Source organism: Pseudomonas sp. NPDC089530, assembly GCF_050280705.1.
Taxonomy (GTDB): domain Bacteria; phylum Pseudomonadota; class Gammaproteobacteria; order Pseudomonadales; family Pseudomonadaceae; genus Aquipseudomonas.
This window is the reverse complement of sequence record NZ_JBNNVU010000062.1, coordinates 1-14,903: the sequence shown is the minus strand read 5'-3', so window position 1 is coordinate 14,903 and position 14,903 is coordinate 1. Positions and strand designations below refer to the sequence as shown.

12 protein-coding genes and 1 pseudogene are annotated in these 14,903 nt (G+C 64.6%); 3 read left to right on the top strand and 10 right to left on the bottom strand.

All coding sequences use genetic code 11. From position 1 onward, the window contains the following. Positions 1-135: 135 nt before the first annotated feature. From ACQKQA_RS20980 to ACQKQA_RS20965, 4 genes are all read right to left on the bottom strand, one after another. Positions 136-1,116 (bottom strand): FecR domain-containing protein, encoded by a 981-nt coding sequence (locus tag ACQKQA_RS20980; protein WP_427561820.1) that lies wholly within the window; start codon positions 1,114-1,116, stop codon positions 136-138. After that, the gene (locus ACQKQA_RS20975; RefSeq protein ID WP_427561817.1) at positions 1,113-1,631 is read right to left on the bottom strand and encodes an RNA polymerase sigma factor; all 519 of its coding nucleotides are present in this window, start codon (positions 1,629-1,631) and stop codon (positions 1,113-1,115) included. Before ACQKQA_RS20975 ends, ACQKQA_RS20980 begins: the two co-directional genes overlap by 4 nt. Before the next feature lie 274 nt (positions 1,632-1,905). Next, a complete protein-coding gene (locus ACQKQA_RS20970; RefSeq protein ID WP_427561814.1) occupies positions 1,906-2,613 on the bottom strand; it encodes a 3'-5' exonuclease in 708 nt (235 codons plus the stop codon). Continuing rightward, the gene (locus ACQKQA_RS20965; RefSeq protein WP_427561811.1) at positions 2,610-4,550 is read right to left on the bottom strand and encodes a putative nucleotidyltransferase substrate binding domain-containing protein; all 1,941 of its coding nucleotides are present in this window, start codon (positions 4,548-4,550) and stop codon (positions 2,610-2,612) included. The genes ACQKQA_RS20970 and ACQKQA_RS20965 overlap by 4 nt, the downstream gene beginning before the upstream one ends. 253 nt (positions 4,551-4,803) lie before the next feature. On the opposite strand from ACQKQA_RS20965, the gene ACQKQA_RS20960 reads away from it, so the two are divergent. Then, the gene (locus ACQKQA_RS20960; RefSeq protein WP_427561808.1) at positions 4,804-5,250 is read left to right on the top strand and encodes a response regulator; all 447 of its coding nucleotides are present in this window, start codon (positions 4,804-4,806) and stop codon (positions 5,248-5,250) included. A gap of 67 nt (positions 5,251-5,317) precedes the next feature. Here the strand turns inward: ACQKQA_RS20960 and ACQKQA_RS20955 are convergent, their stop codons facing one another. Then, complete coding sequence (locus tag ACQKQA_RS20955; RefSeq protein WP_427561805.1) at positions 5,318-7,510, bottom strand: malate synthase G; 2,193 nt, start codon at positions 7,508-7,510, stop codon at positions 5,318-5,320. A 496-nt stretch (positions 7,511-8,006) separates the two neighbouring features. Between ACQKQA_RS20955 and ACQKQA_RS20950 the strand changes: the two genes are divergently transcribed. Then, on the top strand, positions 8,007-8,525 hold the full coding sequence (locus ACQKQA_RS20950; RefSeq protein ID WP_427561803.1) for a glycine cleavage system protein R: 519 nt from the start codon (positions 8,007-8,009) through the stop codon (positions 8,523-8,525). A gap of 224 nt (positions 8,526-8,749) precedes the next feature. Here ACQKQA_RS20950 and rarD read toward each other — a convergent pair whose 3' ends face one another. From rarD to ACQKQA_RS20925, 5 genes are all read right to left on the bottom strand, one after another. Next, entirely contained in the window at positions 8,750-9,637 is an 888-nt protein-coding gene (rarD, locus tag ACQKQA_RS20945; RefSeq protein WP_427561800.1) for an EamA family transporter RarD, read from the bottom strand. 220 nt (positions 9,638-9,857) lie between these two features. Beyond that, a complete protein-coding gene (locus ACQKQA_RS20940) occupies positions 9,858-10,832 on the bottom strand; it encodes a serine/threonine protein kinase (protein WP_427561797.1) in 975 nt (324 codons plus the stop codon). 141 nt (positions 10,833-10,973) lie between these two features. Continuing rightward, complete coding sequence (locus ACQKQA_RS20935) at positions 10,974-12,875, bottom strand: PhoX family protein (protein WP_427561794.1); 1,902 nt, start codon at positions 12,873-12,875, stop codon at positions 10,974-10,976. 165 nt (positions 12,876-13,040) lie between these two features. Then, on the bottom strand, positions 13,041-13,805 hold the full coding sequence (locus tag ACQKQA_RS20930) for a TOBE domain-containing protein (RefSeq protein WP_427561792.1): 765 nt from the start codon (positions 13,803-13,805) through the stop codon (positions 13,041-13,043). Between the two features lie 64 nt (positions 13,806-13,869). Then, positions 13,870-14,610, bottom strand: a complete 741-nt coding sequence (locus ACQKQA_RS20925; protein ID WP_427561789.1) for a ComF family protein — start codon at positions 14,608-14,610, stop codon at positions 13,870-13,872. Positions 14,611-14,701: 91 nt separating this feature from the next. Between ACQKQA_RS20925 and ACQKQA_RS20920 the strand changes: the two are divergent. Then, positions 14,702-14,903: pseudogene (locus ACQKQA_RS20920) on the top strand (biotin synthase BioB); the annotation flags it as partial.

Genomic DNA, 14,903 nt, shown 5'->3' with positions numbered 1-14,903 from the left:
TCTTGGGTTTTCCTGTTGGTGGCGGGGGGTGTCGGCGGTCGCATCTACGCGCGCAACCCTCGCAACTACTGTTAACCCATCGCCTTTGTAGGAGCGAGGCTTGCCCGCGATAGCGATTGTCCCGATATCACCGAATCAAGGCTTGCCCTCGGCCCGCGCCGCCACCGTTACCCACCACGGCGTGTGCTGCTGGATCTGCACCGGCAGAGTGGGCAGCAACGCGCGCAGGGCCAGGTCGGTGTCCTGCAGCGGGAAGCTGCCGGTGATGCGCAGGTCGGCCACTTCCGGGGCCACGCCCAGGTGGCCGCGGCGATAGCGCCCCAGTTCGTGCACCAGGTCCGCCAGGCGCGCGTTGTCCACCACCAGCATGCCGCGGGTCCAGGCGTCGGCGCCGGGGTTCAGGGCCAGCAGCGGGTCGAGGCCGTCGCGGCGCATCAGCACCTGCTGGCCTTCCTTGAGGATCTGTTCGTCCGAGCCGGACTCCGGCCGCGCAGCCACGGCCGACTGCAACACGCTCAGACGCGTGCCCTGCGCCTCGCGCTTGACCAGGAAGCGCGTGCCCAGCGCGCGCATCCGGCCTTCGCGGGTTTCGACGATAAACGGCCGGGTGTCGTTGTGGCCGGTCTCCACCAGGATCTCGCCTTCCTGCAGCACGATGCGCCGCTGTTTTTCGTCGAAATGCACATCCAGCGCGCTGTGGGTATTGAGGTTGATCAGCGTGCCGTCGGCCAGGCGCAGGGTGCGCTGCTCGCCGGTGGCGGTGCGCTGGTCGGCGAGCCAGTAATCCAGCTGGCCGTAGCGTTCGCCGGCGAACAGCCCCAGCCCCAGCAGCAGGACGATGCCGGCCAGCCCGCTGCCGAGCTTGCGCACCCGGCGGCGCAGGCCTTCCCGGGATTGCAGCAGGGCGTTGCGGGCCGGGCCGCTGGCGACGCTGAAACGCTGGTCGAGCATGCCCAGCTGGCGCCAGGCACGGGCGTGTTCTTCATCGGCGGCGTGCCATTTGGCGAATTCCTCGCGGACCATCGGATTGCCGTCGCCGGAGTCCAGCGACAGCTGCCAGGCAATCGCGGCGTCCAGCACCCGGGCGGACACCGGCTTGGCGTTGAGCGCACTCATGTCGGTTCCCCATATAGAGCGACGTAGCACTGGCGGATGCCCTGGGCCAGGTACTGCCGGACCCGTGGCACGGACACACCCAGGCGCTCGGCGATTTCGGCATGACCGAGGCCGTCGAGGCGGTTATAGAGGAAGGCGGCGCGGGCCTTGCTCGACAGCTTGCCCAGCAGGCGGTCGATGGCCTTGAGGTCGTCGAGGATCAGTTGCTGTTCTTCCGGGGACGGTTGTTCGGCTTCCGGGATCAGCATCAGCTCGGCGAGGTAGGCCTGTTCCAGCGCGGCGCGGCGGAAATAGTCGAACAGCAGCCCCTTGGCGATGGCCACCAGGAAAGCCCGGGGTTCGCGCGGGGCCTTCAGTTCGTCGCGGCCCAGCAGGCGGACGAAGGTGTCCTGGCTCAGGTCCTCGGCCCGCTGCGGGCAGGCCACGTTGCGGCGCAGCCAGGCCAGCAGCCAGCCACGGTGGTCGCGATACAAGGCACCAACGAGGTCACTGTGGGGGCTTTGGGCTGACGACAACGGACATCACCAATGGGAAGTTGAAAATAACGAGAATTATTCGCGATTGTGGCAGGGCGCAAAGAGCCGCGCAATGGGCGCCGGTCGGCTGCGATTTATCTGATACCTGTAGCCGCTGCCTTGTAGCCGCTGTCGAGCGTTAGCGAGGCTGCGATCGGCCGCGCAGCGGTCGCAAAGCCTGTGCTTGCGGTAGGTCAGGGCGGAACGCGTTGTCCGGATTGCGACTGCTACGCAGTCGATCGCAGCCTCGCTAACGCTCGGCAGCGGCTACAGGTCAGAAGGAGTGCGTTTGTTGGCGGCGTTTCCATTGGCTGAGCCGCTGTTGCAGGTTCAGCGGGCTGTGGATCTGCTGTCGGCGGGCGCGGTTGAACAGGATCAGCGCCAGCTCGGCGGTGGCCAGGGCGTCGGCGGCGGCATGGTGGCGCTCGCCGACCTGCAGCTTGAAGTGGCCCATCCAGTCGTCCAGCCCAGCCTCGCGGATAGCCGCCTGGGGGCAGAGCAGCGGGGCCATCTCAGCCACATCGAGGAACGGATGCTGCAGGCGATAACCCAGGCTGTCCTTCAGGGCCCGGCCGAGCATGTGCTGGTCGAACGGCGCGTGGAAGGCCAGCAGCGGGCTGTCGCCGACGAACTCCATGAAATCCAGCAAGGCCTCCACCGGGTCGCTGCCAGCAGCGATCGCGCTGGGCCCGAGGCCATGGATCAGTACGCTGGGGCTGAGCTTGTGATCGGCCCGCTGCAGGGTGCGCTCGAACTGCTGGCCGAAATCGATGGCGCCGTCTTCGATGACCACCGCGCCGATGGACAGCACCTGATCGCGGTTGAGGTTGAGCCCTGTGGTTTCCAGGTCCAGCACCACCCAGCGCTGTTCGCGCAGGCTGCATTCGCCCAGCGGCGGGGCGACGGGCAGGCGTTCGCGGCGTTGTTGCTGGGCGGCGCCGAGCGCCGCGCCGGCCGGGCGCAACCAGGCGAACAGGCTCATAGCTGATACCTCAGTGCCAGGCTGCTTTGCAGGCGCTGGGCCTGGCGCAGCGACTCGCGCAGGATCCGCCGGTCCAGGTGGTTGAGACTGTCCGGGTCGACGCGGTTGGAGTAGGGCAGGTTCTGCCGGGTCTGCAACTGGTGCTGTTGCATGCGGGTTTGCTGGATGAAGTGGTAGGCCTCTTCATAGGCGGCGCCATCGAGGGCGTCGATCACCTCCCTGGCCACCAGCTGGCGCAGGCGCTCCAGGGTGTTGTTGGCATCAATGTTGTTGGCCAGGGCCAGCAGCCGTGCGCCGTCGACGAAGGGCGTAAGCCCCTGGACCTTGAGATCCAGGGTGGCTTTCTCGCCATTTTTCCTGGCCAGGACGAATTCGCGAAAGCGCCCCACGGGCGGGCGCTGGCGCAGTGCGTTCTCGGCCATCATGCGCTGGAACAGGCGGTTGTCGCCGACCTGGTCGAGGATGCCGCGGCGCAGTTGGGCGCAGCCTTGCTCGTCGCCCCAGACCACCCGCAGGTCGAAATAGATGCTCGAACCCAACAGGTTCTCCGGCGTCGCTTCGCGAATGAAGGCGGCGAAGCGCCGGGCCCATTCGGTGCGGGACAGGCACAGCTCGGGGTTGCCGGCCATGATGTTGCCCTTGCACAAGGTGAAGCCGCACAGCGCCAGGCTCTGGTTGATCTGCTGCGCCAGGGGCAGTAGCTTGCCGCGAATTTGGGCCGCGTGCACGGCGTCGCGGGCCTCGAACAGGATGCCGTTGTCCTGGTCGGTGTGCAGGGTCTGCTCGCGCCGGCCTTCGCTGCCGAAACACAGCCAGCTGAACGGCACGCCCGGGTCGCCCTTGTCGGCCAGGGTCAGTTCGATGACCCGGCACACCGTGTGATCGTTGAGCAGGGTGATGATGTGGGTGATCTGGGTCGAGGAGGCACCGTGGGCCAGCATGCGCTCCACCAGTTGGCCGATCTCGCCGCGGATCGCTACCAGGTTGTCGATGCGCGGCGCGTTGCGGATGGTCCGCGCCAGGTGCACCAGGTCGACCCGTTGCAGGGAAAACAGATCGCGCTCGGACACCACGCCGCACAGGCGCTGGTCCTTGACCAGGCAGACGTGGGCGATGTGCCGCTCGGTCATGGCGATGGCGGCGTCGAAGGCGCTGTGGTCCGGCGACAGGGCGAACGGTGCCTGGGTCATGTGCCGTTCGATGCCCTGGTTGAAGTCGCCGGTGCCGTCGGCCACCACCTGGCGCAGGTCGCGCAGGGTGAAGATCCCCAGCGGGGCCTTGTGCTCATCCACCACCACTATGCTGCCCACCTGCTGCTCGTGCATCAGGCTCACGGCCTCGCGCAGCGGGGTGGCCGGGTTGCAGGTCACCGGGTGGCGCATCGCCAATTCGCCCAGCCGGGTGTTGAGGGAGTACTGGGTGCCGAGGGTTTCCACGGCCTTTTGCTGGACCTGCTGGTTGATCTGGTCCAGCAGGCTGCTGACGCCGCGCAGGGCGAAATCGCGGAACACCGCGCAGAGGGCGAACAGCTTGATGAATGCCGGCTTGTTCAGTTGCAGGCAGAAGGTGTCCTCGGCGGCCAGGTGCTCGGTGCGGGTCGCCCGTTCGCCCAGCAGCGCGGCGAGGGGAAAGCACTCGCCGGTGGTGATTTCAAAGGTGGTTTCGGTGCCGCCCTTGGCGGTGTGCGGACGCTCGCCCACCACCCGGCCCTGCTTGACGATATAGAAGTGTTCGACCGGCCCGTCGGCGGGTTTGATGATGCTGTCGCCGGGGCCATAGAAGCGCAGCTGGCACTGCTCGACCAGGTAGGCCAGGTGAGCGTTTTCCATCTGATTGAAAGGGGGGAACCGCTGGAGAAACTGCATCGTGCCGTGGATGTTCTGCAACACCGCGGTTTTCCCTGCCTGGGTGAAGGCATCCGCTTTACTCATAACCATTACCGCAGTCTTGTTGGATTTGTCGTGGTCGGGTCTTTGGTCATGGTCGGTCCCCCGCCGCGGGGTGCCCATTGGACGTAAGTCTAGGTAGCGGCTCTGCACCTGTGAATTCGCTTCAAGCAGGGGGTAAAACTGCAAAAAAAGTGCTTATCGAGGCTCTTGGAAAAAAATCCGACGAAGTGCACATTGAAGGTCTGCCTAGCGATGTCAGACCACTGTGCCAGGGGACCGATCCGACTATGTAGAGAACACCATGTCTGACCACGATATTTTGAGCGATGACGAGCGTGAGGCGCTGAACGCCGTGATGCTCGAGCCGGACCTGCCACCCCAGCGCGTCTTGATCGTCGATGATGACAAGGACGCTCGGGAGTTGTTGTCGGAGATTCTGGGGCTGGATGGCATTCGCTGCATGACCGCGGCCAGTGGCAAGGCCGCGCTTGAACTGTTGAACTCGAACCGATCGATCGGCTTGCTGATCACCGATCTGCGCATGACCCCCTGCAGTGGCCTGGACCTGATCCGCAAGGTGCGCGAATCGGAGCGGGCGGCGCTGCCGATCATTATCATTTCCGGTGGTGCCGATGTGCGTGATGCCATCGAGGCCATGCATCTGCATGTGGTGGACTTTCTGCTCAAGCCGATCGACACCAGCCAGTTGCTCACGCTGGTCAAGCATGAGTTGGGGGTGGGGCGGTAGGCCTTCCCGGCAGCAACAAAAAAGCCCCGATCTCGCGACCGGGGCTTTCTCGTTTACGGCACAGGCTTTACAGACCGTTCTTGGCCTTGAACTCGCGACGCCGACGGTGCAGCACCGGCTCGGTGTAGCCGTTCGGCTGCTTGGTGCCTTCGATCACCAGTTCGACCGCCGCCTGGAAGGCGATGTTGCTGTCGAAGTTCGGTGCCAGCGGACGGTACAGGGTGTCGCCGGCGTTCTGCCGGTCCACCACGGGCGCCATGCGCTTGAGGCTTTCCATGACCTGGGCCTCGGTGACGACACCGTGGCGCAGCCAGTTGGCGATGTGCTGGCTGGAAATGCGCAGGGTGGCGCGGTCTTCCATCAGGCCGACATCGTTGATGTCCGGCACCTTGGAGCAGCCGACGCCCTGGTCGATCCAGCGCACCACGTAACCGAGAATGCCCTGGGCGTTGTTGTCCAGTTCGTTCTTGATTTCCTCGGCCGACCAGTTGGTGTTGCTGGCCAGGGGGATGGTCAGGATGTCGTCCACCGACGCGCGGGCACGCTTGGCGAGCTCGGCCTGGCGGGCGAACACGTCGACCTTGTGGTAGTGCAGGGCGTGCAGGGCCGCGGCGGTCGGCGACGGGACCCAGGCGGTGTTGGCGCCGGCCAGCGGGTGGGCGATTTTCTGTTCGAGCATGGCGGCCATCAGGTCCGGCATGGCCCACATGCCTTTACCGATCTGTGCGCGACCTTGCAGGCCGGTGGAGAGGCCGATATCGACGTTCCAGTTCTCGTAGGCGCCGATCCACTTGGCGGCCTTCATTTCGGCCTTGCGCACCACGGCGCCGGCTTCCATGGAGGTGTGGATTTCATCGCCGGTGCGGTCGAGGAAGCCGGTGTTGATGAACACCACGCGCTCGCTGGCCGCCTTGATGCAGGCCTTGAGGTTGACCGTGGTGCGGCGCTCCTCGTCCATGATCCCGACTTTCAGGGTGTTGCGCGGCAGTTCCAGCACGTCTTCGATGCGCCCGAACAGCTCGTTGGTGAAGGCGGCTTCTTCCGGGCCATGCATCTTCGGCTTCACGATGTACACCGAGCCGGTGCGGCTGTTGCTGCGCGAGGTGTTGCCGTTGAGGTTGTGGATCGCCGCGAGGCTGGTCACCAGGCCGTCGAGGATGCCTTCCGGCACTTCGTTGCCCTCTTTATCGAGGATCGCGTCGATGGTCATCAGGTGGCCCACGTTGCGCACGAACAGCAGCGAACGGCCATGCAGCTTGACGTTGCCGCCGTTGGGGGCGGTGTATTCGCGGTCGGCGTTCATGGTGCGGGTGAAGGTCTGGCCGCCCTTGGCCACTTCCTCGGCCAGGTCGCCCTTCATCAGGCCGAGCCAGTTGCGGTAGATCACCACCTTGTCATCGGCATCGACGGCGGCGACCGAATCTTCGCAGTCCATGATGGTGGTCAGGGCCGCTTCCATCAGCACGTCTTTGACACCGGCGGCGTCGGTCTGGCCGATGGGGCTGCCGGCATCGATCTGGATTTCGAAATGCAGGCCGTTGTGCTTGAGCAGGACCGCGGTCGGTGCCGTGGCATCGCCCTGGTAGCCGATCAGTTGCGCGTCGTCGCGCAGGCCAGAGCTCTTCACATCCGAGTTGCTGCCACCCTTGAGGGTGACCACCAGCTTGCCGCTGACGATCTTGTAGCCGGTGGAATCGACATGGGAGCCGGCAGCCAGGGGCGCGGCCTCGTCGAGGAAGGCGCGGGCGAAGGCGATGACCTTGTCGCCGCGCACCTTGTTGTAGCCTTTGCCTTTTTCCGCGCCGTCGGCTTCGCTGATGGCGTCGGTGCCGTAGAGCGCGTCGTACAGCGAGCCCCAACGGGCGTTGGAGGCGTTGAGGGCGAAGCGGGCGTTCATTACCGGGACCACCAGCTGCGGACCGGCCGTGCGGGCGATCTCGTCATCGACGTTTTGCGTCGTGGCCTGGAAGTCCGCCGCTTCTGGCAGCAGATAACCGATGTCTTGCAGGAAGGCTTTGTAGGCCACGGCGTCGTGGGCTTGTCCGGCGCGGGATTGGTGCCAGGCATCGATACGCGCCTGGAAATCGTCGCGTTTGGCGAGTAGGGCTTTGTTCTTCGGCGCCAGGTCGTGGATGACCTTGTCGGCACCGGCCCAGAACTTGTCGGCGGTGAGGCCGGTACCGGGAATGGCTTCGTTGTTCACGAAGTCGAACAGGACTTTGGCGACCTGCAGGCCACCGACTTGAACGTGTTCAGTCATTGCTTGCCTCACTCTGCTTAAGCTATTTCGCTTTATCAGCTCTTCAAATTAACAATGAAGCCTCTGGCCATTTAAACCACAAACCCCTCTACCAGTACATGCCATCGCGGGCGGCTGGGATGGTTCCAATCAACGGCTTTAAGCCTTGCTGACAGGGCTTTCAGGGTTGTGACTGCGCCTTGGCAGACATCGATCCAACGTTATGTAGTGCGCGCTGCGGCATACTACATGATGAATTGCGGTTGTGAAAATTAGACTAAATACGTCGTTTCGCGACTCAAGCTCGCGATCCGGTCACGCAGGGGAGTTTGATGTTCTCAAAAAACCAGCAGATTGTTCCATATAAATCTAAGGAGTTGTACACGATTTATATTTCGCTCGCTGCAACGCCCGGTTTTCCTGCATGCCCCCTACAGGAGCGGGCCAGGACGGCAGCGGGATGAGCCTTGCCTATACTTGATTTTCCAGATCAAACGTCACGCCAGAGGGTTGCGCCATGGACCACCTCGTACTCACCGTATTCGCCCCGGACAAGCCCGGACAGGTCGAGCGCATCGCCCAATGCATCGCGGCCCACGGCGGTAACTGGCTGGAGAGCCGCATGTCGCGCATGGCGGGGCAGTTCGCCGGCATCCTGCGGATCGCCGTACCGGCGGAGGCCTACGACGAGCTGGTGGACGCTTTGCAAGGGTTGGCGGCACAGGGCATCCGCGTGCTGATCGCCGAAAGCGGTATCGAACAGGCCTGCACCTGGAAGCCGATCGCCATGGAGCTGGTGGGCAACGACCGGCCGGGTATCGTGCGCGACATCACCCGCTTGCTGAGCGAGCAGGGGGTGAACCTGGAGCGGCTGGTGACTGAAGTGCGCCCGGCGCCGATGAGCAGCGAGCCGCTGTTCCACGCCGAAGCGATCCTGGCGGTGCCGCTGACCCTGTCTCTCGATGTGCTGCAGTCGCGCCTGGAAACCCTGGCGGACGATCTGATGGTGGAGTTGGTGCTGCGCAGCGAGGTGTGAGCCGCAGAAGCAGGTTATCCAGTGTTAGCGTGCATGCGCCTGTGGATAACCTGTAGAGACCCGCCGCCAGCCCAGGCCGGCCGGGGTCCTTCAAGAACTGATCAAAAAACAAGCAGTTTCAAGGGCTTGTGCACAAACAGCGGGGATCACGCTGTGGATAACCTTGGGAAGGATAGGCGCAGGCCACGATAACCGTGGCCTGCAGAGGTTTGTACGTTTATTGATCAGCTGCGTTTGCGCAGGCTCATCCAGGCATCCACGCTGTACACCGCAAGGCCAGCCCAGATAAACATGAACGCCACCAGCGCGCTTGACGACAGGTGCTCGCCGAACAGCAGCACCGCCTGCAACAGCACCAGGGTCGGCGCGAGGTACTGCAGGAAGCCCAGGGTGGTGTAGGGCAGGTGACGGGCGGCGGCGTTGAAGCACACCAGCGGCACCAGAGTGACCGGGCCCGCAGCCACCAGCCACCAGGCTTCGGAGGTGGTCCAGAAGGTGGGCTGGGCGCTGGTGGCGGTGGGGTTGAACAGCAGCCAGGCGATGGCGATCGGTACCAGCATCCAGGTTTCCACCACCAGCCCCGGCAGTGCCTTGACCGGCGCCTGCTTGCGGATCAGGCCGTAGAAACCGAAGGTCAGCGCCAGCACCAGCGAGACCCAGGGCAGGCTGCCGACCTGCCAGACCTGCTGTGCCACGCCAACCGCCGCCAGGCCGACGGCCACCCATTGCAGGCGGCGCAGCCGCTCGCCGAGGATCAGCATGCCCAGCAGCACGTTCACCAGCGGGTTGATGTAGTAGCCCAGGCTGGCTTCGAGCATGCGCCCGTTGTTCACCGCCCAGACATAGGTCAGCCAGTTGGCCGCGATCAGGGTGCCGCTCAGGGCCAGGATCGCCAGGCGCCGCGGATTGTCCCGCAGTTCGCGCCACCAGCCGGGATGTTTCCAGACCATCAGCAGCAGCGCGCCGAACAGGGCGGACCAGAGCACCCGGTGGATGATGATTTCCACGGCGGGCACGTTGGCGATGGCTTTGAAGTAGATCGGGAACAGGCCCCAGATGATGTAGGCGCTCAGGCCCAGGATGTACCCGTGACGCGGGTTGGCGGCTTGCATGCAGGATCCTTGCTTAGGCAGCTAACAAAGTCAGTGATTGTAAGGAGATTTGTCAGGCTGTGTCTTTGTCGGCGTAGTCAAGGTGACCGCTTTTTCGGTCAATCCGGTCTTTGTAGGAGCGAGGCTTGCCCGCGATGAACGATAACGCGGTCCTTCTCTGGGACCGAGGCGCTCCCATCGCGGGCAAGCCTCGCTCCTACAGAACCGATTAAGGCTGGGGTCAGAACAGCTTCAATGGCTCTTCATTCAATGCCGCCAGTTGCTCGCGCAAGGCCAGCACCTGGTCGCCCCAGTAACGCTCGCTGCCGAACCAGGGGAAGCTGCGGGGGAAGGCCGGGTCGTCCCAACGCCGGGCCAGCCATGCGCTGTAGTGCATCAGGCGCAGGGCGCGCAGCGGCTCGATCAGCGCCAGTTCCCGAGGGTCGAAGTCGTGGAATTCTCTGTAGCCTTCCATCAGTTCCGACAACTGTCCCAGGCACTCCTGGCGATTGCCGGCGAGCATCATCCACAGGTCCTGTACCGCCGGGCCCATGCGGCAGTCGTCGAGGTCGACGATATGGAACACCTCGTCGCGGCACATCATGTTGCCGGGGTGGCAATCGCCGTGCAGGCGGATGTTCTGGTGGGGCGTGGCCTGGTAGATGTCTTCGATCCGCTTGAGCAGGTCGCGGGCCACCGATGCGTAGGCCGGCAGCAGGCTTTGGGGAATGAAGTCGCCTTCCAGCAGGGTGGTCAGCGAGTCGTGGCCGAAGTTCTTCACTGCCAGCGCTTCGCGATGCTCGAACGGCCGGGTGGCGCCCACCGCATGCAAGCGGCCGAGCAATTGGCCCAGGCGATACAGCTGGTCCAGGTTGCCGGGCTCCGGCGCACGGCCGCCACGACGTGGGAACAGGGTGAAACGGAAGCCCTGGTGCTCGAACAGGCTTTCGTCGTTGTGAATCAGTGGCGCCACCACCGGCACTTCGCATTCGGCGAGTTCGAAGGTGAAACGGTGTTCTTCGAGAATTGCCTCGTCGGTCCAGCGCTGCGGGCGGTAGAACTTGGCGACCAGCGGCTCGCCGTCTTCGAGGCCGACCTGATAGACACGGTTTTCGTAACTGTTGAGGGCCAGAACCCGGGCATCGCTGAGAAAACCGATGCTTTCGACGGCATCGAGGACCAAATCAGGGGTAAGGCTATCGAACGGGTGAGACATGCTGACTCCTGCGCGCAGCACGCTGCTGCATCTGGCCAGGCATGGTAACGCAGGCGAAGGGGGAGGTGGTGGCTGGGGGGACGCTATTGCGGGCCAGCCTCGCTCCTACGGAGGAACGAGGCTGGCCCGCGAAGCGCTGGATCAGGCGCCGACGATGCCGCCGTCTTCCCGGGTGATGACCATCACCGAAGAGCGCGGCTTGCCGTTGGGCAGGTGCTCGGGGAAGGTCGAGCCGCCGTTTTCGCCCGGATGCTGGATGCCCACGAACAGGCTCTTCTGATCCGGCGAGAAGGTGATGCCGGTGACTTCGCAACCCACGGGCCCGACCATGAAGCGACGGATTTCACCGGTGTCCGGGTCGGCGCAGAGCATCTGGTTGTTGCCCATGCCGGCAAAGTCGCCGGCGTTGCTGACGTCGCCGTCGGTGAGGATCCACAGCCGGCCGGCCTTGTCGAAGCCCAGGCCGTCGGGGCTGTTGAACATGTTCTGCGGAGTGATGTTCGATGAGCCGCCCTTGGGCTTGCCCGCGTGCACGCTCGGGTTGCCGGCCACCACGAACAGGTCCCAGGTGAAGTCCATCGAACCGTGATCGCCGCGGGCGGTCTGCCAGCGCAGGATCTGCCCGTAGACGTTTTTCTCCCGTGGGTTCGGGCCGCCTACCGGCTGGCCTTCTTCGCCGCGCTTGGCGTTGTTGGTCAGGGTGCAGTAGACCTGGCCGTCTTTCGGGCTGACCACGATCCACTCCGGACGGTCCATGCGCGTGGCCTTGACCACACTGGCCGCCAGGCGGGCGTGGATCAGCACTTCGGCCTGGTCGGCGAAACCGCTGCTGGCGTCGATGCCGTTCTTGCCGTGGCTCAGCTCGACCCATTTGCCCTGGCCTTTCGGGTGGTCCGGGTTGCCGTCGCCATTGTCGAAGATCGCCACGTACAGGGTGCCTTGGTCCAGCAGGTCGCGGTTGGCCTTGAGGTTGCGGTGGTTGATGCGGTCGCGGCTGACGAATTTGTAGATGAACTCGCCACGCTCGTCGTCGCCCATGTACACCACGGCGCGCCCGTCGCGGGTTTCGGCCAGGGCGGCGTTTTCATGCTTGAAGCGGCCCAGGGCGGTGCGCTTGATCGGCTTGGACTGCGGGTCGAACGGGTCGATTTCCACCACCCAGCCGTGACGGTTGAGTTCGTTGGGGTTTTTCGCCAGGTCGAAACGCGGGTTGTGCTGATGCCAGTTGATGTCGCGGCTGGTCACCGAGGCACCGTAGCGTTTCTGCGCGGCATCGAAGCTCTGCTGGGCGTTGCTGCTGCCGAAGCAGTCGGTGAAGTTCTCTTCGCAGGTCAGGTAGGTACCCCAGGGCGTCTTGCCATTGGCGCAGTTCTGGAAGGTGCCGAGGACTTTACGGCCGCTCTTGTCGGCGCTGGTTTTCATCAGGGCGTGGCCGGCGGCCGGGCCGCTCAGGCGAATCGGCGCGTTGCCGTGGATGCGGCGGTTGTAGCGCGAGCCCTGGACGAACTGCCACTGGCCGTTGCGCCGCTGCACTTCGATCACCGACACGCCTTCGCTGGCCAGGGCCTTGCGCACGTCTTCCGCCGACTGCGGCATGCCGCCGTGGGGGTAGAGGTAGCGGTAGTTGGTGTATTCGTTGTTGATCGCCATCAGCGCTCGGTTCTTGTCGTCCGGGAAGGCGAACAGGCTCATGCCGTCGTTGTTGTCACCGAACTGGACCTCCTGGGCCGCGGCGGTGCCATTGCCGCTCGGGTCGAAGGCCGGGCCGTTTTTCAGCAGGGGCTGGCCCCAGCTGATTAGCACCGAGGACTTGTAGCCCGGTGGCAGGGTGATGGTGTCGCTGGTGGCGGCGGCAATGCCTTCGAAGCCCAGCAGCTTGCTGCTGCCGGCGCTGACACTGGCGGCCAGCACGCTGCGGCTCAGCAGGTTGCCACCGAGAAACATGGCCGCGCCGCACAGGGCGCCGGCACTGATGAAACCACGGCGGCTGAGGCCGACCATCTTCTCGAGGTCGGTGGGTTGATCGTCTTCTAATAGGCTCATCACAGGCTCCCTGCAGGTTTTTGCAGCCACCTTAATCAGCGTCGATGACGAACATGTTGCAGAGCGTGATATAGCCGTTGCGCAATCAGCAGCGGCGCCTGCTTCGTCGGCGTGCCGCCCAAATCGGTCGCAGCGGTGCTCGGCAGCGGCTACAGGGCGCCTGGTTTAGAGCGGTGTGCCGAGCAGGACGTTGGAGGGTGAGAACTGCACCCGCACCGGTTTGCCGGCGCTCAGGCCGAGGGTTCTCAGTTGCAGCGGTTCGGCCAGGGCACAGAGGGTCTGGCCGCTGGGCAGGGCGATCCGCAGTTCGCTGGGGCCGTCCTCTGCGTCGAGGATGGCCTCCAGGGTGCCCAGCAGGCAATTATGTCCGGGTGTTGCGGGCTGCTCGATGGCCAGCAGTTCCAGCCAGCCGGCCTTGATCAGCGCCACCACTTCGGTACCGGGTTCCAGTTCCAGGCGCAGGGTGCTGTCGTGGGTGATTTGCGCGTGGATGACCAGGTCCTCCGCCAGCGCCAGGCGCACCAGGTCGTTGCGCCCCTGGGCTTCGACGGCCAGCACCGTGCCGTGCAACTGGTTGCGGGCGCTGGTCCGCAGCATCAGGCGCCCCAGCAGGTCGAGGTCGGCGGCGTCTTCGGCGGCTTCCAGCACTTGGGCCTGCAGGGCCTGCAAGCGCTGGTAGAGGCGCAGCACCCGCTCGCCTTCGACGGAGAGCCGGGCACCGCCGCCGCCTTTGCCGCCGACACTGCGTTCGACCAGGGGCTTTTGCGCCAGATTGTTCAGCTCGTCGATGGCATCCCAGGCGGCCTTGTAGCTCAGGCCCGCGCTTTTCGCCGCGCGGGTGATCGAGCCCTGTTCGGCGATGTGTTGCAGCAGGGCGATGCGCTGCGGCCGACGGACGATGTGCTGGGTCAACAGGGTGGGCAAGGACATGGCTGGACGCTTTGAACGCTGGGAATGGACAAGGAGTTTGCGGCTTGAGGGCCGAGAGTCAAGTTCAGTCGGACGTGCCGGGTTTCGGTGTGCGGGCCAGGCAATACACGTCCACCCGCCGCGCCCCGGCCTGGCGCAGCAGGCGCGCCAGGGCGTGGGCAGTGGCGCCGGTGGTGAGTACGTCGTCCACCAGCGCCAGGTGCCGGCCCCGGACCTCCACCCCGGGCGTCAGGGCGAAGGCCTGGTGCAGGTTGCGTTGCCGCGCCTTGGCATCCAGGCCCTGTTGCGACGGGGTGTCCTGGGTGCGCTGCAACGAGGCTTCGTCACAGGGAATGTGCAGGATCGCCCCCAGCCAGCGCGCCAGCATCGCCGCCTGGTTGTAGCCGCGCTGGCGCAGGCGCTTGCGGGCCAGGGGCACCGGTAGCAGGGCGTCGGGTGGCGACAGGTCCTCGGTAAAGCGATGTTGCAGCGATTGCGCGAGAAGTTCGGCCAAAAGGCGGCCAAAGGGCCATTTACCGTGGTGCTTGAAGCGGCTGACCAGGCTGTCGACGGGGAAAGCATAACGCCAGGGCGCAATGACCTGGGCGAAGGCGGGCGGCTGCTTGAGGCACTGCCCGCAGGTCAGGCCGGCCGCGGGCAAGGGCAGGGCGCAGACCTGGCAATGCGCGCCGAGCCACGGCAGTTCGGTTTCACAGGCGGTGCAAATGGGCTGGGGCGTGTCTGCCGGTTCATCGCAGAGCAAACAGGATTGTTCGCTTTTTAACCAGATGTAAACCGGTCCTTGGTAATGTGGTTGACAGTGCATGGCGCTTCCTTAAATATGCCCAACATCCGTGTCGCCGCTGTGGGTATTCCCTTCCCGCAGCCGCCTGCCAAGCATAATCAAGGAATCGCCCATGAGCGCCAGCACCACCGCCCACTTGCGTCATGACTGGACTTTGGCTGAGGTCAAAGCCCTGTTCACCCAGCCTTTCAACGATCTGTTGTTCCAGGCGCAAACGGTGCACCGCGCGCATTTCGACGCCAACCGCGTCCAGGTTTCCACCCTGCTGTCGATCAAGACCGGTGCCTGCCCGGAAGATTGCAAATATTGTCCGC

Excerpts from the sequence above, each read along its gene's own strand:
- ACQKQA_RS20980 (WP_427561820.1), bottom strand. The coding sequence starts at position 1,116 with ATGAGTGCGCTCAACGCCAAGCCGGTGTCCGCCCGGGTGCTGGACGCC.
- ACQKQA_RS20970 (WP_427561814.1), bottom strand. The coding sequence starts at position 2,613 with ATGAGCCTGTTCGCCTGGTTGCGCCCGGCCGGCGCGGCGCTCGGCGCC.
- ACQKQA_RS20965 (WP_427561811.1), bottom strand. The coding sequence starts at position 4,550 with ATGGTTATGAGTAAAGCGGATGCCTTCACCCAGGCAGGGAAAACCGCG.
- ACQKQA_RS20960 (WP_427561808.1), top strand. The coding sequence starts at position 4,804 with ATGTCTGACCACGATATTTTGAGCGATGACGAGCGTGAGGCGCTGAAC.
- ACQKQA_RS20955 (WP_427561805.1), bottom strand. The coding sequence starts at position 7,510 with ATGACTGAACACGTTCAAGTCGGTGGCCTGCAGGTCGCCAAAGTCCTG.
- ACQKQA_RS20950 (WP_427561803.1), top strand. The coding sequence starts at position 8,007 with ATGGACCACCTCGTACTCACCGTATTCGCCCCGGACAAGCCCGGACAG.
- rarD (WP_427561800.1), bottom strand. The coding sequence starts at position 9,637 with ATGCAAGCCGCCAACCCGCGTCACGGGTACATCCTGGGCCTGAGCGCC.
- ACQKQA_RS20940 (WP_427561797.1), bottom strand. The coding sequence starts at position 10,832 with ATGTCTCACCCGTTCGATAGCCTTACCCCTGATTTGGTCCTCGATGCC.
- ACQKQA_RS20935 (WP_427561794.1), bottom strand. The coding sequence starts at position 12,875 with ATGAGCCTATTAGAAGACGATCAACCCACCGACCTCGAGAAGATGGTC.
- ACQKQA_RS20930 (WP_427561792.1), bottom strand. The coding sequence starts at position 13,805 with ATGTCCTTGCCCACCCTGTTGACCCAGCACATCGTCCGTCGGCCGCAG.
- ACQKQA_RS20925 (WP_427561789.1), bottom strand. The coding sequence starts at position 14,610 with ATGCACTGTCAACCACATTACCAAGGACCGGTTTACATCTGGTTAAAA.